Source organism: Leucobacter sp. OLIS6, assembly GCF_002752355.1.
Taxonomy (GTDB): Bacteria; Actinomycetota; Actinomycetes; order Actinomycetales; family Microbacteriaceae; genus Leucobacter.
Map to the genome: position 1 here is coordinate 309,261 of NZ_MRAV01000008.1, position 18,976 is coordinate 328,236.

General features: G+C 71.5%; 18 protein-coding genes. 12 read left to right on the forward strand and 6 right to left on the reverse strand.

What is annotated here, in order from left to right:
• Positions 1-108 precede the first annotated feature (108 nt).
• Both BMH31_RS04700 and BMH31_RS04705 read left to right on the forward strand, forming a co-directional pair.
• Entirely contained in the window at positions 109-774 is a 666-nt protein-coding gene (locus tag BMH31_RS04700) for a hypothetical protein (protein ID WP_099724226.1), read from the forward strand.
• Positions 775-966: 192 nt separating this feature from the next.
• The gene (locus BMH31_RS04705; protein ID WP_099724225.1) at positions 967-1,815 is read left to right on the forward strand and encodes a 3-hydroxyacyl-CoA dehydrogenase; all 849 of its coding nucleotides are present in this window, start codon (positions 967-969) and stop codon (positions 1,813-1,815) included.
• Here the strand turns inward: BMH31_RS04705 and BMH31_RS04710 are convergent.
• The 3 genes from BMH31_RS04710 to BMH31_RS04720 form a co-directional block, all read right to left on the reverse strand.
• Positions 1,806-2,702 (reverse strand): GlcNAc-transferase family protein, encoded by an 897-nt coding sequence (locus tag BMH31_RS04710; protein ID WP_158234950.1) that lies wholly within the window; start codon positions 2,700-2,702, stop codon positions 1,806-1,808. The genes BMH31_RS04705 and BMH31_RS04710 overlap by 10 nt on opposite strands.
• Positions 2,703-2,719: 17 nt before the next feature.
• Positions 2,720-4,039 carry a hypothetical protein gene (locus BMH31_RS15470; RefSeq protein WP_158234951.1) on the reverse strand — a complete coding sequence of 440 codons (1,320 nt, stop codon included), beginning with the start codon at positions 4,037-4,039 and terminating at the stop codon, positions 2,720-2,722.
• Positions 4,040-4,213: 174 nt separating this feature from the next.
• Positions 4,214-4,867 (reverse strand): hypothetical protein, encoded by a 654-nt coding sequence (locus BMH31_RS04720; protein WP_099724223.1) that lies wholly within the window; start codon positions 4,865-4,867, stop codon positions 4,214-4,216.
• 44 nt (positions 4,868-4,911) lie between these two features.
• Here BMH31_RS04720 and ffh point away from each other — a divergent pair, with 44 nt between their 5' ends.
• Together ffh and BMH31_RS04730 are read left to right on the forward strand one after the other, a co-directional pair.
• Positions 4,912-6,489, forward strand: a complete 1,578-nt coding sequence (gene ffh / locus BMH31_RS04725) for a signal recognition particle protein (protein ID WP_099724222.1) — start codon at positions 4,912-4,914, stop codon at positions 6,487-6,489.
• 42 nt (positions 6,490-6,531) lie between these two features.
• Positions 6,532-7,665 carry a hypothetical protein gene (locus BMH31_RS04730; protein ID WP_099724221.1) on the forward strand — a complete coding sequence of 378 codons (1,134 nt, stop codon included), beginning with the start codon at positions 6,532-6,534 and terminating at the stop codon, positions 7,663-7,665.
• 6 nt (positions 7,666-7,671) lie between these two features.
• Here the strand turns inward: BMH31_RS04730 and BMH31_RS04735 are convergent, their stop codons facing one another.
• Positions 7,672-9,057: an ABC transporter substrate-binding protein gene (locus BMH31_RS04735; RefSeq protein WP_099724220.1), complete on the reverse strand. Its 1,386-nt coding sequence runs from the start codon at positions 9,055-9,057 to the stop codon at positions 7,672-7,674.
• Positions 9,054-10,205 carry a glutamate--cysteine ligase gene (locus BMH31_RS04740; protein WP_099724219.1) on the reverse strand — a complete coding sequence of 384 codons (1,152 nt, stop codon included), beginning with the start codon at positions 10,203-10,205 and terminating at the stop codon, positions 9,054-9,056. Before BMH31_RS04740 ends, BMH31_RS04735 begins: the two co-directional genes overlap by 4 nt.
• A 76-nt stretch (positions 10,206-10,281) precedes the next feature.
• On the opposite strand from BMH31_RS04740, the gene BMH31_RS04745 reads away from it, so the two are divergent.
• The 6 genes from BMH31_RS04745 (at position 10,282) to trmD (ending at position 15,355) form a co-directional block, all read left to right on the forward strand.
• Entirely contained in the window at positions 10,282-11,580 is a 1,299-nt protein-coding gene (locus tag BMH31_RS04745) for an alpha/beta fold hydrolase (RefSeq protein ID WP_099747372.1), read from the forward strand.
• Positions 11,577-13,070 carry an aminopeptidase P family protein gene (locus BMH31_RS04750; RefSeq protein ID WP_241898134.1) on the forward strand — a complete coding sequence of 498 codons (1,494 nt, stop codon included), beginning with the start codon at positions 11,577-11,579 and terminating at the stop codon, positions 13,068-13,070. Before BMH31_RS04745 ends, BMH31_RS04750 begins: the two co-directional genes overlap by 4 nt.
• A 182-nt stretch (positions 13,071-13,252) precedes the next feature.
• Positions 13,253-13,675 carry a 30S ribosomal protein S16 gene (gene rpsP / locus BMH31_RS04755; protein ID WP_099724217.1) on the forward strand — a complete coding sequence of 141 codons (423 nt, stop codon included), beginning with the start codon at positions 13,253-13,255 and terminating at the stop codon, positions 13,673-13,675.
• 2 nt (positions 13,676-13,677) lie between these two features.
• Complete coding sequence (locus tag BMH31_RS04760) at positions 13,678-13,974, forward strand: RNA-binding protein (protein ID WP_046454538.1); 297 nt, start codon at positions 13,678-13,680, stop codon at positions 13,972-13,974.
• Complete coding sequence (rimM, locus tag BMH31_RS04765; RefSeq protein ID WP_046454539.1) at positions 13,971-14,645, forward strand: ribosome maturation factor RimM; 675 nt, start codon at positions 13,971-13,973, stop codon at positions 14,643-14,645. Before BMH31_RS04760 ends, rimM begins: the two co-directional genes overlap by 4 nt.
• Complete coding sequence (gene trmD / locus BMH31_RS04770; protein ID WP_099724216.1) at positions 14,642-15,355, forward strand: tRNA (guanosine(37)-N1)-methyltransferase TrmD; 714 nt, start codon at positions 14,642-14,644, stop codon at positions 15,353-15,355. The genes rimM and trmD overlap by 4 nt, the downstream gene beginning before the upstream one ends.
• Positions 15,356-15,364: 9 nt before the next feature.
• On the opposite strand, the gene BMH31_RS04775 is transcribed toward trmD, so the two are convergent.
• Positions 15,365-17,485, reverse strand: coding sequence for a RecQ family ATP-dependent DNA helicase (locus BMH31_RS04775; RefSeq protein ID WP_099724215.1), 2,121 nt, complete (start codon positions 17,483-17,485; stop codon positions 15,365-15,367).
• 267 nt (positions 17,486-17,752) lie between these two features.
• Here BMH31_RS04775 and rplS point away from each other — a divergent pair, with 267 nt between their 5' ends.
• Positions 17,753-18,100, forward strand: coding sequence for a 50S ribosomal protein L19 (rplS, locus tag BMH31_RS04780; RefSeq protein ID WP_046454561.1), 348 nt, complete (start codon positions 17,753-17,755; stop codon positions 18,098-18,100).
• 137 nt (positions 18,101-18,237) lie between these two features.
• Complete coding sequence (gene lepB / locus BMH31_RS04785) at positions 18,238-18,975, forward strand: signal peptidase I (protein ID WP_099724214.1); 738 nt, start codon at positions 18,238-18,240, stop codon at positions 18,973-18,975.
• Position 18,976 lies beyond the last annotated feature (1 nt).

Consider the following 18,976-nt stretch of genomic DNA (forward strand, 5'->3'; position numbering starts at 1 on the left):
GCCGCGGCATCGGAGCGGTTTCGCGGCGTCGGCAATTTCCGGTACTCTGTCGCGTAATGCGCGGCCCGGCGTCGGAGCCCCTGCGCCCCGGATCCCGGAAGGACCCTCGTGCCCGCACAAGAAGAAGATCTGCCCATCCTCATCTTCCTCGCCATCGGCGCGCTGGTGCTCGTGCTCATCGTCGTGCTCGGCGTGCGCAGCAGCCGTCGCAAGAACCGCGCGATCGAGCCGTCTTACGAGCTCGCAGTGCAGTGGGACGCGGGTCAGCCCCTGCTGGCGACCTCGTCGATGAACGCCTACGAGGGCAAGCGCCAGTGGGAGATCTTCCAGCAACGCTTCGTTCCCGGGACGGAGGTGCCCGGGCTGCCGCTCGGCGATCCCGGCGGCAAGGAGCTCCCCGTCGAGCGGGGCGCGCTCCGGGTGTCCCGAGTGGCCCGCGAGGTCCGCGAGGGCTATCCGAACGCGCGCGTCGGATTCGTCGCCTACTTCGCCCCCTACGAGCAGTCCGAGTTCCCGATGGCGCTCCCCGCGGGCGGTCGCGGTATCGCGCGGGTCGAGCTCGACGGCGCGGGCGTGCGCGTGCTCGCCGCCGACGGCTCGCTCGTGTGGGACGCCGCGTGGGCGGACTGCAGGGTCGCGGGGCGCGAAGCCGCCATCCGCGTGCACAACGGCCGGTCCCAGCTCGACTTCGAGCGGGATCGCACCCCCGACCACCGCACGCTGGAGGCCGTCCTCGTGAAGTACGGCAACTACTGGCCGATGGGTGCGGTGTAGCTTTCCGCGAAAGATCCATATTTGACCGCAGAATCTGCGGAGAATTCTCGATCTGATCGCGAATCGCGAAACCGCAGGGTGGGCTTCGCCGAAGAGGAGTAGACCAGAAGCATGGCCTGACGGTCGGCTCGATCAGCGGCCGCCGGACCGGATCGCCGCCACCCGCGCGGCGACGTTCGAGAAAGGCGCACCATGCAGAACCTCACCGTGCTCGGGACCGGCGTGCTCGGCTCCCAGATCATCTTCCAATCGGCCTACGCCGGCAAGGACGTCGTGGCCTACGACCTCAGCGACGAGATCCTGGCGAAGCTGCCGGAGCGGTGGGACTACCTGCGGGCCGCCTACCTCCGGGATCTGCCCGACGCGACCGCCGAGAAGCTCGACGCCGCCGTCTCGCGGATCCGGGCGACCTCCGACCTGGCGGACGCGCTGAGCGACGCCGACATCGTGATCGAGGCGGTGCCCGAGTCGCTCGAGATCAAGCAGCAGACCTGGGAGAAGGTCAGCGAGCTCGCACCCGAGAAGACGATCTTCGCCACGAACTCGTCTACCCTGCTGCCGAGCGCCATCGCGCCGTTCGTCGACCGGCCGGCGAAGTTCCTGGCGCTCCACTTCGCGAACGAGGTGTGGAAGTTCAACACGGGCGAGGTCATGGGGCACCCGGGCACCGATTCCGAGGTCTTCGAGCAGGTGGCGCGGTTCGCCGAGGAGATCGGCATGGTGCCGATCCGGATCATGAAGGAGCAGCCCGGCTACGTGCTCAACTCGCTGCTCGTCCCGTTCCTCGACGCCGGTGCGGCGCTCTTCGTGAAGGGCGTGGCGACTCCCGCCGACATCGACAAGACCTGGAAGATCGCGACCGGTTCGCCGTCCGGCCCCTTCGAGATCTTCGACGTCGTCGGCATGATGACCCCGTACTACCTCGGCAAGGACAGCACGGATCCGGTGAAGCGCGAGTTCGCCGAGATCCTCAAGCGGGACTACATCGACCGGGGTCGCCTCGGCAAGGGCTCGGGGCACGGCTTCTACGACTACGAGTAATCGGACGGGTTCGCGGTCAGCCCGCGGAGCCGCTCCTCGAACTCCTGGCGGGAACGTACCGCGCCGAGGGCGCCGGCTCCGTCGCCCGAGATGATCGCCCGCGCCGTCGCCAGGCTGCGGGCGATCAGGCGTTCGGCGGCGGCAGCCGTATCGGGCGTGGATGCGAAGTCCCGGGCGAAGCCGTGCGCGTCGTGCGGGCGATCCCTCCGATAGAGGTGGAACAGCGGCACCGATCCCGGTGCGCGCACGTTCCATCCGTGCGTGAACAGACGCAGGGCCTGCACATACTCGTCGGCGATCATCACGTCGCGCACCTGCTCGAGCTCGCTGCAGAGCGCGCCCGCCGAGAACTGGAACCCGCCGGACACGAGCAGTCCGGTGGCACCGGCCGATGCGGCCGGGCCCCCGTCCTGCCGCGGCAGACCGTACTGATCGGTTCCGGCGGGAACGATCAGGTGCGGCCCGGCCTCCCGCAGCTCGACGCGGTGCTCGTCCAGCGGGGTGAAGGCGCCCGGGTAGCAGCTCAGCACCGCGCGCGGATCGTCGAGCGACTCCCACCGGTCGATCAGCGCCGTGTCCCAGCCGGGTGCGAAGCGGGTGTGCGCGTCGATTTGCAGCGCGAAGGACTCGTCGACGCGCATGCGGTCGGTCATGCGCCGAGCCCAGCCGAGTCCGCGCGCGCTCGACCACTCGGTGCGGAACACCCGCACACGCGGGTCGCCGCGCAGCGGCTCCAGCTGCTCGGCGGTCTCGGGGCCGAACTGCTGCACGATCGCGAAGCGAATCCGCTCGGGTCGATCGGCCTGCTCCCAGGCCGATGCGACGGTGCGCAGCAGCTCCGGATCGCGATAGCTCACGACCCGGACGAGGATGGTCGACGCGGACACGGGGCTCCCTCGTCGTCTCAGGCGCCGCGTCGGGAACGCGCACGGCGGAGCAGCAGCGCGCCGGCACCGGTCAGCGCGAGCGCGCCCGCGATGACGGTCGCGGCGCCGGCGGCCGCCCCGCCGGTGGTCGCGAGGGATTCGGACCGCCCGGCGCCGTCCACGGCGGGCGTCGCAGGCTTCGCGGAGTCGGGAGCGGGGTGCGGGGCGGGCTTCGGCCGGGGATCCGGGTCCGGCTTCGGTTCGGGTTCGGGCCTCGGGTCGGGCTTCGGTTCCGGCTCGGGCCTCGGGTCAGGCTTCGGCGGGACCCGGTCGATGGTCACCTCGGGCGCGGCGGCGCACGCCCGGCCGCCCGGAACCTCGACGAAGTCCGGCGTCCCCGCTGCTCCGATGGTCCGTGCCGGAGCCTCCGCGCAGGCGGTGTTCCGCAGTACGCCGTCGGCCGACCCGAGATGGACGGTCGAGAACGAGAGCGCGAAGCGCCCCTCGGAGTCGTAGGCGCCGCGTCCGTTCAGCACGCCGTTCTCGACGGTGAACGCGCCGGCCGGCAGACCGTCCTGCGCGGGGGCCGCCGACCCGCGCTCGACGCGGAAGTCCGCGGGGATCGCCCCGCCGGCCTCAGCGATCGTGTCGGCGAGGTCGTCGGAGAGCGAGAACGTGGTCGCGGTGGATCCCTTCGGGCGGGTCACCTCGATCGTGTAGCGCACCGCCGGGTCCGCCGTGGTCACGCGCGTGCGGTCGACCGTCTTGCGGATGATCGGCGCGGGCTGCGCGGCGATCACGGGAACGCCGACCGCGACGCTCGCGCCGTAGTCCCAGCGGTTCTCGCCGCCGCGCATCGCGACGGTCGCGTCGACGCCGAGGTCCCCGTCGCCGCCGCGGGCGAAGTCGATCGCGAAGGTCGCGACGAACTCCCGCACATCCGCGGTGTGCTCCGCCTCGAAGACGATGGAGGCGCCGTCGCGCCGCACCAGCAGATCCGGCAGCGGCGAGGTCTCGAGATCGTCGAACACGGAATCGAGGTCCGCGACGTCGTCGGCGATCGCCGAGAGGTCCACGGTCGCGCGCATCGCGGTCAGCGGGTAGAGCCCCGGCCGGGTGAACTCCGAGAAGGGCACGCGGAGGCGGTAGACGATCCGTTCGCCGGCAGCCGTGACGGTGCGGGAGCTCACCGAGAGCTCCGCCCGCATCTCCGCTCCGTAGACGGAGGTCGCGCGCCCGATCGCGGTGTACTCGGTCCCTGCAGCGGTCGCGGTCGCCGTGCCCGTCGGCAGCAGCAGCGCGCCGACGATCGCCGCCGCTCCGGTCGCGGCCGTCGTCTGGATCTTCTTCGAAGCCAAGAGCTTCCCCCACTCGTTCGTCGTGCGATGCCGCCTGATCTCGGGCGGCATCGGGTGCGAGCGGAGGCGGTGCCCGGCCGCGTCCGGCTTCGGTACCGGGAGAGAACAGTATCAGTCCGGGTGCCGGATCCGAATCCGAGTTCGCAGCTGCTCCGGAACCGCTTCGGGCCCGATTCACGCCCCGGCGGTGGGGCCGGGATCGGAGCCGGACCCCGTCTCGGGGTCCGGCTCCGATCCCGCCTCGCCAAGGGGGCGGAGGAACGCGACCGCGATGAGCGGCAGCGTGGCGGCGACGCCGAGTCCGAGCGCGAGCGGAGCCGCGGCGCCGTCCGAGTGCGGCACCAGCGCCGCCGCGACGAGCACGGAGACATCCGCGATCCCGAGCGCGATCCAGTGCCGCCGTCCCCAGCGGGCACCGGCCCGAGGGAAGCAGAATTCCCAGGGCGCGGGGATCGCGAGCAGGAGCAGCGGCGCCGCGAACGCGAGCTGCGCGGCACGCGCGTCGGGGGCGGCCGCGAGCAGCACCACGAGCGCGCCGAGGCACCAGCCGAGCACCGCGGTCGCGAATCGGGTACCGATCGGCGCGCGCGCCGGATCGGTGTCGGGGACCGGTTCCCGAGCCCCGCGCCGCGCGCCCGAGACGAGCGCGCCGAGCACGACGAGGTTCACGAGCAGGAGCACGAGCCCGTCGGGGAGCCAGCCGTCCGCGGCGATCAACGCCAGCAGCTCGACGAGCGAGGCGATCGCCACCGCCAGTGCGAGCCGTCCCGGCCACCGGGGGAGCTGTGCCGAGCCGCGGGCATCCGCTCCCGGCTCCTCCACGACCATGCCCTCACCATACGCCTCCCGCGGCCGGGTAGGATGGGCCTGCTATGGCTACTTTCGGAAATCTCTCGACGCGCCTCACCGACACCTTCAAGAACCTGCGGTCGAAGGGCAAGCTCTCGGCGGCCGACGTCGACGGCACGGTGCGCGAGATCCGTCGTGCCCTGCTCGAGGCCGACGTCGCGCTCGACGTGGTCAAGGACTTCACCGGCAAGGTGCGCGAGCGCGCCCTCGGCGACGAGGTCAACAAGGCGCTGAACCCGGCGCAGCAGGTCGTGCAGATCGTCAACGAGGAGCTGATCGGTATCCTCGGCGGCGAGCAGCGCCGCCTGGAGTTCGCGAAGAACCCGCCGACCGTCATCATGCTCGCCGGCCTCCAGGGCGCGGGCAAGACCACGCTCGCGGGCAAGCTGGCCAAGTGGCTCAAGGGCCAGGGCCACACCCCGATGCTCGTCGCCTGCGACCTCCAGCGCCCCAACGCCGTCACCCAGCTCGGCGTCGTCGCCGAGCAGGCCGGCGTCGACATCTACGCTCCCGAGCCGGGCAACGGCGTCGGCGATCCGGTGAAGGTCGCCAAGAACGGCGTGGCCGAGGCGAAGCGCACCTACCACGACTTCGTGATCGTCGATACGGCCGGTCGTCTCGGCGTGGACGCCGAGCTCATGAAGCAGGCCGCCGACATCCGCAAGGCCGTCGATCCCGATGAGGTGCTCTTCGTCATCGACGCCATGATCGGCCAGGACGCGGTCGCGACCGCGAAGGCCTTCCAGGAGGGCGTCGACTTCACGGGCGTCGTGCTCACCAAGCTCGACGGCGACGCGCGCGGCGGTGCCGCGCTCTCGATCCGCGGGGTCACGGGCAAGCCGATCCTCTTCGCGTCCACGGGCGAGGGCCTCGACGAGTTCGAGCCCTTCCACCCCGACCGCATGGCCAGCCGGATCCTCGACCTCGGCGACATCCTCACCCTCATCGAGCAGGCGCAGAGCGCCTTCGACGAGGAGGAGGCGCGCAAGGTCGCCGAGAAGATCGCGAGCGACTCGTTCACGCTCGACGACTTCCTCAAGCAGATGCAGCAGCTGCGCGGCGCCGGATCCATCAAGAAGATGATGGGCATGCTGCCCGGCATGGGCAAGATGAAGGATCAGCTCGACAACTTCGACGAGCGCGAGATCGTCCGCACCGAGGCCATCATCCAGTCGATGACGAAGGCCGAGCGGCAGAATCCCAAGATCCTCAACGGCTCGCGCCGCCTGCGCATCGCGAAGGGCTCGGGCATGACCGTGACCGACGTGAACCAGCTCGTGCAGCGCTTCGAGCAGGCCGCCAAGATGATGCGGACCGTCGCCAAGGGCGGCGTGCCGCAGATCCCCGGCATGGGCCCGGTGCCCGGCATGGGCGGGTACGGCAAGAAGAAGCAGCCGCAGGGCAAGGGCAAGGGCGCGAAGCGCTCGGGCAACCCAGCCAAGCGCGCGCAGGAGGCGACGGGCGTCGCCGCGCGTGCCGAGTCGAGCGGCGGATCGGGCTTCGGTCTCGGCGGCGGCGCAGGCGCAGGTGCAGGCGCAGCGATGCCGACCGAGGCCGACATGGAGCAGCTGCAGCAGATGCTCGGGCGCGGGCGCCGCTGATCCCGCATCCGCAGTGCCGCTGACCGCGACCGAGCACCCGCTATGAGCGTCCCCGTCGACGATCGCCTGGCGCAGTTCCGCGCGGAGTGGCCGCGACGCGTGACCTGGCGCGAGGTCGGCGAGGCCGACGCCGGGGTATTCCGGCGCGCGCTCGGCGGTGCCGCGCTGCTCCTGCTGGCGGCGCTCACGGGTGCGCTGGCGTTCTCCGCGCTCAGCGTCGGAATCCCGGCGTCCTGGCAGATTCCCGAGGCGCTCGACGGGACGCTCCCGTTCGTGGCGTTCCTGCTCATCCTGGTCACGATGGCGCTCGCGGTGATCGGGCTCGTGGCCCTCGCCCGCCCGTTCGAACTCCGACGGCTGATCGCGTTCCGGCGGTTCGCGCGCGAACGGGATCTGAGCTGCTCGCTCGAAGGCCTGGCTCCGGTCTCCCGGGGCGTGTTCTTCGCCGAGCCGAGCGAGACGCAACGCGCGACCGCACGGCTCCGGAGCGGCGCGCGCGGCAGGCCGACGGGCGCCGGAGATACGCGACCGCGCTTGTTCGGCACGCGGTTCGCACTCTGGCGCGCGACCTCGGGATGGGAGCCCGACCTGCAGATCGCGGTGGCCCGCTACCGCGGAGGCAAGAGCGACCCGAAGGGACCCCGGATCGCCTTCCGCTTCCTCCAGCTCCGGCTCCCGCGCACCCTGCCGCACCTGCTGCTCGATTCCCGTTCCAACGGGAGGATCCGCGGGACGCTCTCGGGTTCGCAGCGGATCTCGCTCGAGGGCGACTTCGACCGTTGGTTCGTCGCGCACGCGCCGGGTGGCTACGAGCGGGACGCGCTCGAGATCCTCACCCCCGATGTGATGGCCGGGCTCATCGACTACGGACGGCACTGGGACATCGAGGTCGTCGACGACCTGCTGATCGTGGTCTCGAACCGGTTCCGCCGCGGCTCGGACCGCGACGAGACCACGGCACTGCTGCGGTTCTCGGAGACGGTCGCCGAGGCGTTCGCGCACCAGACCCGCACCTACTCGGATCCTCGCGCCGACCGGCCCCGGACCGAGGTGGCTCCGCCGGGACGCCGATTGCGGCGCGTCCCCGCGGTCTGGGCGACCGCGATCGGGCTCGCGGTGCTCGTGGTCTGGCTCGGGTATCCGCTCGTGCTGAACTGGCTGCTCGACCTGAACTGACGCGTGCTACCGACCACTGGGGGCGAGCTGGGGCGCGGTGCTCCAAGCCGCTTCCGCGGCGCGCTCGAGACGCTGCTGCGTCAGGTGCACGTCAGCGGGGTGCGCGAAGAACTCGCGCAGGATCTGCTGAGCACCGCTGTCGGGGTACGCGCCGAACCCGCTCGGCGCGAGATCCGAGAGGTCGAACCGGCGGGCGTTCGACCCGGTTCCGCCCGGTCCGGGGCGCACCAGCTCGTTCGCCGCTCGTGCCGCCTCGTTCGGGGCGCTCGAAAGATCGGCGTCGTTGTGAGGGGAGATCCCGCCGACGGCGATCCAGAGCTCCGCCGCCTCGGCTCCCGCGAGATAGCGCAGGAGAACGGCTCCGCCGTCCGAGGGCTTGAGCTGCACGGCGACGGTGCCGCCGATGATGGACGCCCCGGGCTCGGTCGCGGGGGAGGGGAACGGTGCGGCGGCCGCGGACTCGGGGACCGCGGAGCCGCCGGAGAGCACGCGCTCCGCGAGCCGCGGCGAGCCGAACACTGCGTCGAGCGAGTCCCCGAACGATTCGTCGGCGGTGTCCGGCTGCAGCGCACCCGGGGTCCGGCGCAGCTCGGCGAGCCGGTCGAGCGCGCGGGCGACCGACGGGTCGGTCCAGGGGATCTCGTGCCGGCTCAAACGCTCGTACTGCTCGGCGCCGGCCTCACCGAGATAGAGGTTCTCGAACCAATCGCCGACGGGCCAGCCGGACTTCGCGCCCACCGATATCGCGGGGGCGTCCGAGGCGGGCCGGTCGCGGAGTGCGCGCAGGAATGCTGACCAGTCGCCGGTCCCGGGCGCCGCGCCCCCCGCATCGGGGTACCAGAGCTGCGAGGAGGTGCTGCCCGCGAACCAGACTCCGTACTCGGTGCCGTCCACCGTCGCGAGTGCGCGCCATGATGGCGCGGTGTGCCGGGCGACCCGGTCGCGGGTCTTGTCGTCGAGCGGGGTCAGCGCTTGGTTCGCCACGAGCTCCCCGAGCAGCCCGGGCTGCCGGATCAGGGCGACGTCGGGCAGGTTCGACGCATCGACCGCGTGGTACACCTTCGCGGTGATCCGCTCATCCGCGTCGGTCAGCTTCACCCGGGCCCCGGTGCGCTGTTCGAACCGGGCGATGACCGGGGCGAAGGCCTCCCGCTCCCGCTTCGACCACCCGGTGAGCAGGGTGATGCGCTGGCCGTCCAGACGCGGGAGCGCCTCGTCATCGCCTTCCGCGCCGGACCGGACCGCGGAGGGGTTCGCGTCCGCGGATGGGTTCGCGTCCGCGGAGGCGCAACCGCCGAGGCCGAGCGCGCCGAGGCCGAGCGCTGCAGCGATGCCCAGCGTCCCGATGCGCCGAAGGCGCGCTCGACGGGTCTGGCGAGGGGGCCGGATCATCCGCGTACGCTCCGCTCGAACGCGTCCGCCTCGGAGTCGACGACGGCGCGGAGCGCGTCGCGGGTGCCGCCGAGCCGCGAGTAGGTCTCGAGCTGGCGGTCGGCGCTCGTGCCGGTCTCGGCGATCCGGGCGACCTGTTCGAGCTCGTCGACGCAGCCGAGATCCACGGCGACCGGAGCGAGCCGGTCGAGCAGCACCGACACGCGGTCGCGCAGTCGGGCCTGCGAGCCCGCAGCATCGTAGATGACCTCGGCGTCGAGGCCGAAGCGCGCCGCGCGCCACTTGTTCTCGCGGGCGAACCAGGGCGGCAGCAGCGGCAGCGTCTCGCCGCGGTCGAGCCGCCGGGCGCAGTCCTCGACGAGGCACTGGGTGAGCGCGGCGAGGGCCCCCAGCGTTTCGAGCGACGACGAGCCGTCGCAGAAGCGGACCTCGATCGTGCCCCAGCGGGGTGCCGGTCGCACGTCCCAGCGGGCCTCGGTCGGCTCGGCGATGACCCCGGTGCGGGTCAGGTCCTCGATGACCCGCTCGAAGTCCTCCCAGCTCTCGACGTGCGCCGGGAGTCCGGCCGAGGGCAGCTGCTGGAACATGAGGGTGCGGTTGGAGCGGTAGCCGGTCGCCTCGCCCGCCCAGAACGGGCTCGACGCCGAGAGCGCCTGGAACACCGGCTGATAGGTGAGGAGCGTGTGCAGGGTCGGGATCACGCGCTCCCGGTGGTCGATGCCGACGTGCACGTGCACGCCCCAGATGAGCATGTTGCGGCCCCACCACTGGGTGCGGTCGACGAACCGCCCGTAGCGATCGCCGGGGGTGATGAGCTGGTCCTCCCAGCGCGAGAACGGGTGGCTGCCGGTGCCGATCACGCGAACCCCGTGGGCGCGCGCCTGGTCGAGCAGGTCCGAAGCGAGCAGGCGGAGCTCGCCGATGGCTTCGCCCACGCGACGGTGCGGGGCCGAGACGAGTTCGACGGTGTTCTGCAGCAGCTCGCTGGTCGCCTGCGGAGCGCCCGGGCTCGGGGGCCAGCGCCGTTCGAGCTCGGCGAGGATCGGCGGGGCGACGTTCGCGAGGGAACGGCTGACGGGATCGACGAGGGCGAGCTCCCACTCGATGCCGAGCGTCGAGCGGGGGGACCGCGCGAAATCGATGGTCATCTGGGGCTCCTCCCGGACGCGTAGCAAAATGCTACCGGGTCGGATCGGCCGGTCGGTGAACAGTACTATTGCACACATGAGTGCTGACTATCTGATCGGGACCGATATCGTCGCGCGGGACGTGTGGACCACCGTGCCGCTCGACTGGGACGACCCGGAGGGTGAGACGATCCGGGTCTACGCGCGCGAACTCGTCGCGGCCGAGCGCCGCAACGACGATCTGCCGCTCATGGTGCATCTGCAGGGCGGTCCCGGCGGCAAGGGCACGCGCCCGCTCGGTCGTTCTTCGTGGGTGGGCGCCGCGCTGAAGCGGTTCCGTCTCGTGATCCCCGACCAGCGGGGGACCGGCCGGTCGACGCCGCTCTCGGGCCGCGAGTTCGCCGAACTGCCGGCAGAGGAGGCCGCTCGGCGGCTCTCGCTGCACCGCGCCGACTCGATCGTCCGGGACTTCGAGGCGATCCGGGCGCGGCACTACGGCGGCCGCCAGTGGTGGACCCTGGGGCAGAGCTACGGCGGGTTCCTCACCATGCACTACCTGTCGACCGTTCCCGAGGCCATCGTCGGCTCCGCCGTCACCGGCGGCCTCGCCGCGCTGGAGCCGGATCCCGACGAGGTCTACCGGCGCACCTTCCCGCGCATGGTCGAGAAGAACCGCATCTTCCGCGAGCGCACCCCGCACCTCACGGATCGGGTCGCCCGCATCGCCGACCTCCTCGAAGCGGAGGACGTGCGCCTGGCCGACGGTGATCGCCTCACGGTGCGCCGTTTCCAGACCCTCGGCATGGGCTTCGGCATGGGGCCCGGCTACGACCGCGTCCACTGGGTGCTCGACGAGGCGTTCGCGGACGAGGCCGAGACGCGCCTGAGCGACACCTTCGTTGACGCCGTCGGTGCGGGATCCGCGTTCACCGCGGATCCGCTCTACATGGCGCTGCAGGAGGCCATCTACGGCCCCGGCCCCTCGGCCTGGGCCGCCCAGCGCGAGCGCGATCGACGCCCCGAGTTCGCGGAGTCCGCGCGCCCGCTGCTGTTCACCGGCGAGACGGTCTTCCCCTGGATGTTCGACGAGATCCGCGCGCTGCGCGGGTTCCGCGCCGGCGTCGAGCTGCTGGCGGAGCGAGCCTGGCCGATCGAGATGTACGACCCCGAGCGGCTCGCCGCGAACGAGGTCCCGGTCGAGGCCGCCGTGTACTTCGACGACCTCTACGTCGATTCGGGGCTGTCGCTCGACACAGCCTCCCGCGTCGCGGGCGTGAACGCCTGGGTCACCAACGAGTACGAGCACGACGGTGTGCACCATGACGGAGTCGCGGAGCGCCTGTTCACCGCCCTCGAGCACCGGCTCGGCGGCACGGTCAGCGAGAGGAAGCGATGAGCGCGCACGATCACGGAATCGAATTGAACGGCCTGGGGGCGGCGGTCCGCGCCGTCGACTGGGAGTCGAGCACGGCGAACTCCCGCTCGCAGCGCCGCGACCCCCGCATGCCGCTGCTCGCGACCACGCCCGGGTTCACCGAGTGGATCCAGACGGGGTGGGGCGACGCGGATCGCACCCCGCGGGTGGAGTCCGGCGCGATCCCGGCCGCCGAGGCGCACCGCCGTCGGCTGTCCGGGGCGCTGCCCGGGCGGACCCTGGTGGTCACCGCCGGGCGCGCGCAGCTGCGCATGAACGACACGTTCTTCGACTTCCGCGCCGACAGCGACTTCCTCTGGCTCGTCGGCTACGCCGTCGAGGACGGCGTGCTCGTGCTGCGGCCCGTCGCGGGCGGGCACGACGCGACGCTCTACATCACGCCGCCCGCGCGTCCCGGCGACGCGGCGTTCCACGCCGACGCGGCGCACGGCGAACTGTGGGTCGGACCGCAGCCCGGCGCCGCCGAGCTCGAGGCCGCGCTCGGGATCCGCGTGCGTCCGATCGCCGAGCTGGACGTCGTCGACGACGCGCTGATCGCGGGCGCGGCCGTCGTCGCGCGCGGCGCCGGTGCCCAGCTCGACGGACGACGGCGCTCGGCGGAGCTCGCACGCGTGCTCTCCGAGCTGCGTCGGATCAAGGACGCGTGGGAGATCGCCGAACTGCGCAGCGCGGTCGCGAACACGATCGACGGCTTCGTCGAGGTGCGGCGTGAGATCCCGCGCGCGATCGAGCGCGGCGGGGAGCGCTGGCTGCAGGGCACCTTCGATCGCCACGCGCGCACGGTGGGGCAGGCGCCCGGCTACGCGACGATCGTCGGATCCGGCGCGCACGCGCCGATCCTGCACTGGGTGCGGGCCGACGGCGAGATCGATCCGGAAGCGCTGCTGCTGCTCGACATGGGCGTGGAGAACCGAAGCGGCTACACGGCCGATGTGACCCGAACCATACCGGCGAGCGGACGGTTCAGCGACGTGCAGCGGCAGGTGCACGACCTCGTCGAGCGCTCGCACCGGGCGGGGCTCGCCGCGGTGCAGCCGGGCAAGCCCTGGGCGGACTTCCACGCGGCATCGATGGAGGTGCTGGCGCAGGGCCTCTCGGACTGGGGCGTGCTCCCAGTGTCGGTCGACGAGGCGCTCTCGGAGACCGGGCAGCAGCACCGCCGGTTCATCGTGTGCGGGGTAGGGCACCACCTCGGACTCGACGTGCACGACTGCGACGCCTCGAGCTACGAGGCCTACCTCGGCGGCACGATCGAACCCGGAATGTCGCTCACGGTCGAGCCGGGCCTGTACTTCCACGCCTGGGACGAGACGATCCCGCCCGAGCTGAGGGGTATCGGCGTCCGACTCGAGGACGATCTGATCGTCACCGAGACCGGTACCGAGGTGCTCAGCGACGGGCTCCCGATCGACGCCGCGGGGATCGAACGCTGGATGGCGGAGACGGCCTGATCCATAGCGGATCCGAAAAATCCCTGATCCTGACAAAAATTGCATTTCTTGTCGGTTCGTGGCAGGATTGACGGGTTCGCGCGATCCGCGCGTCAGCTTCGCGCCGCGCCGGCATCGCTGGTCGAGTCGCGGCGTTTTTCATCATCGGGCCGAGCGCCCGAACTCATCACTGAAGGAGCATCATGGCAGTCAAGATCCGCCTGAAGCGTCTCGGCAAGATCCGGGCCCCCTACTACCGCATCGTCGTCGCCGACTCGCGCACCAAGCGCGACGGTCGCGTCATCGAGGAGATCGGCAAGTACCACCCGACCGAGCACCCCTCGTTCATCGAGGTCAACTCGGATCGTGCGCAGTACTGGCTGAGCGTCGGCGCGCAGCCGACCGAGCAGGTCGCAGCCATCCTCAAGCTGAGCGGCGATTGGGGCAAGTTCACCGGCGAGGGCGAGACCGAGTCGAAGATCCTCGCTCCCGAGGCCAAGGTCGCCTTCGAGGCCGACTCGGCCAAGAAGCCGGTCCTGCGTCCCAAGGCCGAGAAGCCCGCTGCACCCGCAGCCGACGAGGCTCCCGCTGCCGACGAGGCCGCGGCTGAGACGGCAGAGGCCTAAGAATGGCCGCCCCCGCGCTCGCCGAAGCACTCGAACACCTGGTCAAGGGGATAGTCGATCACCCCGAGCAGGTGCGCGTCGATGCGCGCGAGACTCCGCGGGGTGAGCTGCTCGAGGTGCGCGTGAACCCGCGCGACCTGGGCCGCGTCATCGGACGCGGTGGTCGCACGGCGCAGTCGCTGCGCACCGTGATCGGCTCGCTGGCCGACGGCCATCGGGTTCGCGTCGACGTGGTCGACACCGATGCCGAGGGCGGATCCGACACGTCGGACGCCCCGAACGTCGAGGCTCGCGCGTGAGCGCAGCATCAGGCCGCGCGAAGGCTCCCCGACCCGCTCAGGGTGCGGGGAGCCTCCGCGTTGGTCGGCTCACCAAGCCTCACGGGCTCAAGGGCGGCGTCAAGGTCGAGCTCTACACCGACAACCCCGAGCTGCGCTTCGTGCCGGGCGCCGTGTTCCAACTGCAGGTCCCCGAGGACTCGCAGTGGTTCGGCCGCACGCTCACGCTGCGCGAGCTCCGCTGGTTCAACGAGACGCCCGTCGCCTTCTTCGAGGAGCTGCCGGACCGGACCGCGGTCGAGAGCGGCGTTCGCGCGATCCTCTGGATCGACGAGGACGCCGTCGCCGCCGGCGCCGAGGAGAACGCCTGGTACGACCACCAGCTCGTCGGCCTCTCGGTGCGTCGCGAGGATCCCGAGCTTGGCACCGTCGAGCTCGGCACCGTCGCCGAGGTGCAGCACTTCCCGGCGCAGGACCTGCTTTCGGTGCACACTCCCGGCGGCACCGTCCTCGTCCCGTTCGTCGAGGCGATCGTGCCGAGCGTCGACCCCGAGGCCGGCGTCGTCATCGTGACCCCGCCGCCCGGACTCTTCGACGAGAGCGCCGCGATCGAGGCCGGCGGACCCGCTTCGGGCGGTTCCGCGAACGCCGACGAGTCGCCCGCCGAGGGGGAGTCGGGGCCGACCGCATGAGGATCGACGTCGTCTCGATCTTCCCCGGCTACTTCGACGCGCTCGAGCTCTCGCTGCTCGGCAAGGCCAAGAGCCGCGGGCTCATCGACCTGCGCGTGCACGATCTGCGCGAGGCCGCGCACGACAAGCACCGCACCGTCGACGACACTCCCGCGGGCGGCGGCGCCGGCATGGTCATGAAGCCGGAACCGTGGGGCGAGATGCTCGACGGCATCCTCGCGGATGAGGATTCCGGCACCGAGCCGCTCATCATCTTCCCGTCGCCCGCCGGCGACGTGTTCACCCAGCGCATGGCGCGCGAGCTCGCGGAGGAGCGCCACCTGGTGTTTGGCTGCGGCCGCTACGAGGGCATCGACCAGCGCGTGTTCGACGAGTACGCCGAGCGCGGTCGCGTGCGCCTCGTGAGCATCGGCGACTACGTGCTGAACGGCGGTGAGGTCGCGACGATCGCGATGATCGAGGCGATCGGTCGCCTGCTGCCCGGCGTCGTGGGCAATCCCGAGAGCCTGGTTGAGGAATCCCACGAGGAGGACGGCCTGCTCGAGTACCCGAGCTACACGAAGCCCGCCGAGTGGCGCGGCCGCGAGGTGCCGCCCGTGCTGCTGAGCGGCAACCACGCCGCCGTCGAGCGCTGGCGTCGAGAGCAGCGCGTCGAGCGCACCCGCCGCGTGCGCCCCGAGCTGCTTCCCGAGGAGCTGCGCGAGGCGTAGTCCCCGTTCTCAGCCGACCGAGGCGAGCGCGAACGGGAGTACCGCGGGGGCACCCGCTGCGCGGAGCAGTCGGGCGCCGACCGTGATGGTCCAGCGACTGTCGATGAGGTCGTCGACGAGGAGCAGCGGGCCGGGGGCCTGCGCGACCGTCTGCGCGAGTTCGGGGGAGACGTCGAAGCGGTTCCAGACCGAGGCCAGGCGGAACGCGCTGTTGCCGCCCGGGCCCGTGACCGGGATCGAGGGGTCGACGTCGAGCGCGCCGAGGTTCGGCAGACGGCCGCGTTCGGCGATCGCCGCGGCGGTGCTCGAGACCAGCTGCGGTCGCCCCAGCGACGGCATCGCGACGACGCCGACGGGGCGCTGCTGCCACGGCCAGTCGCGCAGCGCGGTGAGCGCGCCGCTCAGCAGGCGTTCGTCGATCGGGCGGTCGGCTGCCCCCGCGGCGAAGATCTCGCGCAGGGCGCCGCCCCACCCGAGATCGGTGAGCCGTGCGATGGTGCGGCCCGGCTCGGGGCGCTCCTCGACGGCGATGCGTCCGCGCACCGGCAGCCCACGACGGTCGGCACCGGTGGGCCACTGCCCACGCGGCTCGACCGGGACCCCGACGAGCGCGAGTCGACCGGATGCCTGCTCGGCGGCGGCGCTCGGCACGTCGCTCGGGTACCAGGCGCCGGCGCAGACATCGCAGCGGCCGCACTGCGCGGCGTTCGGGTCGTCGAGGTCGCGCTGCAGCAGCTCCATGCGGCAGACCGCGCCGCGCTCGTATTCGAGCATCGAACGCTGCTCGGCCTCGCGCGCGGCCGCGATGCGGGCGTAGCGCTCGGCGTCGTAGTGCCACGGCGCGCCCGTCGCGATCCAGCCGCCGGACACCCGGCGCACGGCACCATCGACGTCGAGCACCTTGAGGAGCAGTTCGAGCTGGGTGCGGCGGATGTCGACGCGGGCCTCGAGCGCTGGCGTCGAGAGCGGTTCGTCGCCGAGCGCAGCGATGACCGCGGCTGCGCGTTCCGGGTCGGGCATGGAAGCCGTGGCGAAGTAGCGCCAGATCTCGGCGTCCTCGGTGCCGGGCAGGAGCAGCACGTCGGCGTGGTCCGTGGCGCGGCCCGCGCGGCCGACCTGCTGGTAGTAGGCGACGGGGGAGGACGGCGCACCCAGGTGGACGACGAAGCCGAGGTCCGGCTTGTCGAAGCCCATGCCGAGCGCGCTCGTGGCGATGAGCGCCTTCACCTCGTTGCGCTTGAGCGCGGCCTCGAGCTGCTCGCGTTCCTCGGGGTCGGTGCGGCCGGTGTAGGCGGCGACCGCGTGGCCCGCGTCGCGCAGCAGTTGCGCAGTGTCTTCGGCGGCCGAGACGGTGAGGGCGTAGACGATGCCGCTGCCCGGCAGCTCGGCGAGGTGCGCGACGAGCCACGCGAGCCGCTCGCGCGAGGAAGGGAGGCGCAGGCACCCGAGCCGGAGCGATGCGCGCGCCAGGGATCCGCGCAGCGTGAGCACGTCGTCGCCGAGCTGCTCGACGACGTCGGCGACCACGCGTGCGTTGGCGGTGGCGGTGGTGGCGAGCACGGGGACGCTGCGATCGAGCTCGGCCAGCAGAGCGGCGATGCGGCGGTAATCGGGGCGGAAGTCGTGCCCCCAGTCGGAGATGCAGTGCGCCTCGTCGATGACCATCAGTCCCATGCGCGCGAGCAGCGCGGGCAGTTGCTGCTCTCGGAACCGCGGGTTGTTGAGACGCTCGGGAGAGACGAGCAGCACGTCGAGCTCGTCGGCCGCGAGCTTCGCCTCGATCTCGTTCCACTCGTCGGCGGTGGCCGAGTTGATCGCGGCGGCGCGCACGCCCGCGCGTTCGGCCGCGGAGACCTGGTCGCGCATGAGCGCGAGCAGGGGGGAGACGAGCAGGGTCGGACCCGCGCCGCGAGCCCGCAGCAGCGCCGTGGCGACGAAGTAGACCGCGGACTTGCCCCAGCCGGTGCGCTGCACCACGAGCGCGCGCCGGTGCTCGTCGACGAGCGCGCTGATGGCCTCGAACTGGCCGTCGTGGAACACCGCGTCGGGGCGGCCGGTGAGCCGCCGGAGCAGCGCGAGGGCGTCGTCGTGCGTGGACGCGGCGGGGGTGCTCTGCGGTTCGGGGCTCATGCCTCGATCATGTCAGTCGCCGCCGACATCGGTCCCGGATCGCGCGCAGGCGCGCTCGAACCCGGGAACCCGGGCGGGTCGGGGAACCCGGCAAGAGGCCCGAAGCCGGCGACCGGCGACACGGCACTCGGATCTGTGGCATAATAGATCCTCGTGCCACGGTGCGGTACTGCCGCAAGGGTCCGCACACACCGTGCAGCACTCATCATCTTTTCAAATCTTCAGAATCCGCGCCCCGACTTGCGGCGGCCGCAGAGAGAGACCATCATGCAGAAGCTCGATCACGTCGATGCCGCGTCGCTCCGGAGCGACATCCCCGAGTTCCGCGCCGGCGACACCGTCAAGGTGCACGTCAACATCGTCGAGGGCAACCGCTCGCGTGTCCAGGTGTTCCAGGGCATCGTGATCTCCCGCCACGGCGAGGGCGTCCGCGAGACCTTCACCGTCCGCAAGATCAGCTTCCAGGTGGGCGTGGAGCGCAAGTTCCCCGTGCACTCGCCCGCGATCGACAAGATCGAGGTCGTCACCCGCGGTGACGTCCGTCGTGCGAAGCTCTACTACCTGCGCGGCCTCACCGGCAAGAAGGCCAAGGTCAAGGAGAAGCGCGACTTCTAAGCCGCGACTCTGTCGGGCGCGCGCCGCGCCCGACACCCCGCTCACAGGCTCCCTCCGGCAACGGATGGGAGCCTGTAGTGTCTGTGCCAGAACCGTGCACGCATCCCGATCCACCCCGACCTCCGGAGCCGCCTGACATGAGCGAAGCCGCCACCCACGACGCAACGGCCGCGAAGCAGCGGCGCGGCGGACTCTTCGGCTTCCTGCGAGACCTGGTGATCATCCTCCTGGTCGCCTTCCTCATCTCGTTCCTGCTCAAGACCTTCCTGGTGCGCAGCTTCTACATCCCCTCGGGGTCGATGATGCACACGCTCGAGGTCAACGACCGGGTGCTCGTGAATCAGCTCGTGCCGAACGTGGTGCCGCTGAAACGCGGCGACGTGGTGGTGTTCAAGGATCCTGGCGGGTGGCTCACCCCGACCGGGGCGAAGGACCCGACCCCGTTCGAGCAGGTGCTGCAGACGGTCGGCCTCGCGGCCGACACGAGCAACCAGTACCTGGTGAAGCGCGTCATCGGCATCGGCGGCGACACGGTCGAGTGCTGCGACGCGAACGGCCGCATGAAGATCAACGGCGTGCCGATCAAGGAGCCCTACGTGTTCCTGAGCGACGGCAACACCCGCGCCTCCGGCATGGACTTCAAGGTGACGGTGCCCGAGGGATCCATCTGGGTGATGGGCGACAACCGCTACGGCAGCCGGGATTCCCGCTACCACCAGGATGATCCGGGCAAGGGGTTCGTGAAGGAGAGCGAGGTCGTCGGCCGCGCGTTCGTGCTGAACTGGCCGCTGAACCGCTTCACCTGGCTGGGGGACTACCCCGACACCTTCGCCGGCGTCGTCGCCGAGACCGAGCGCCAGAAGCAGAAGCAGTAGC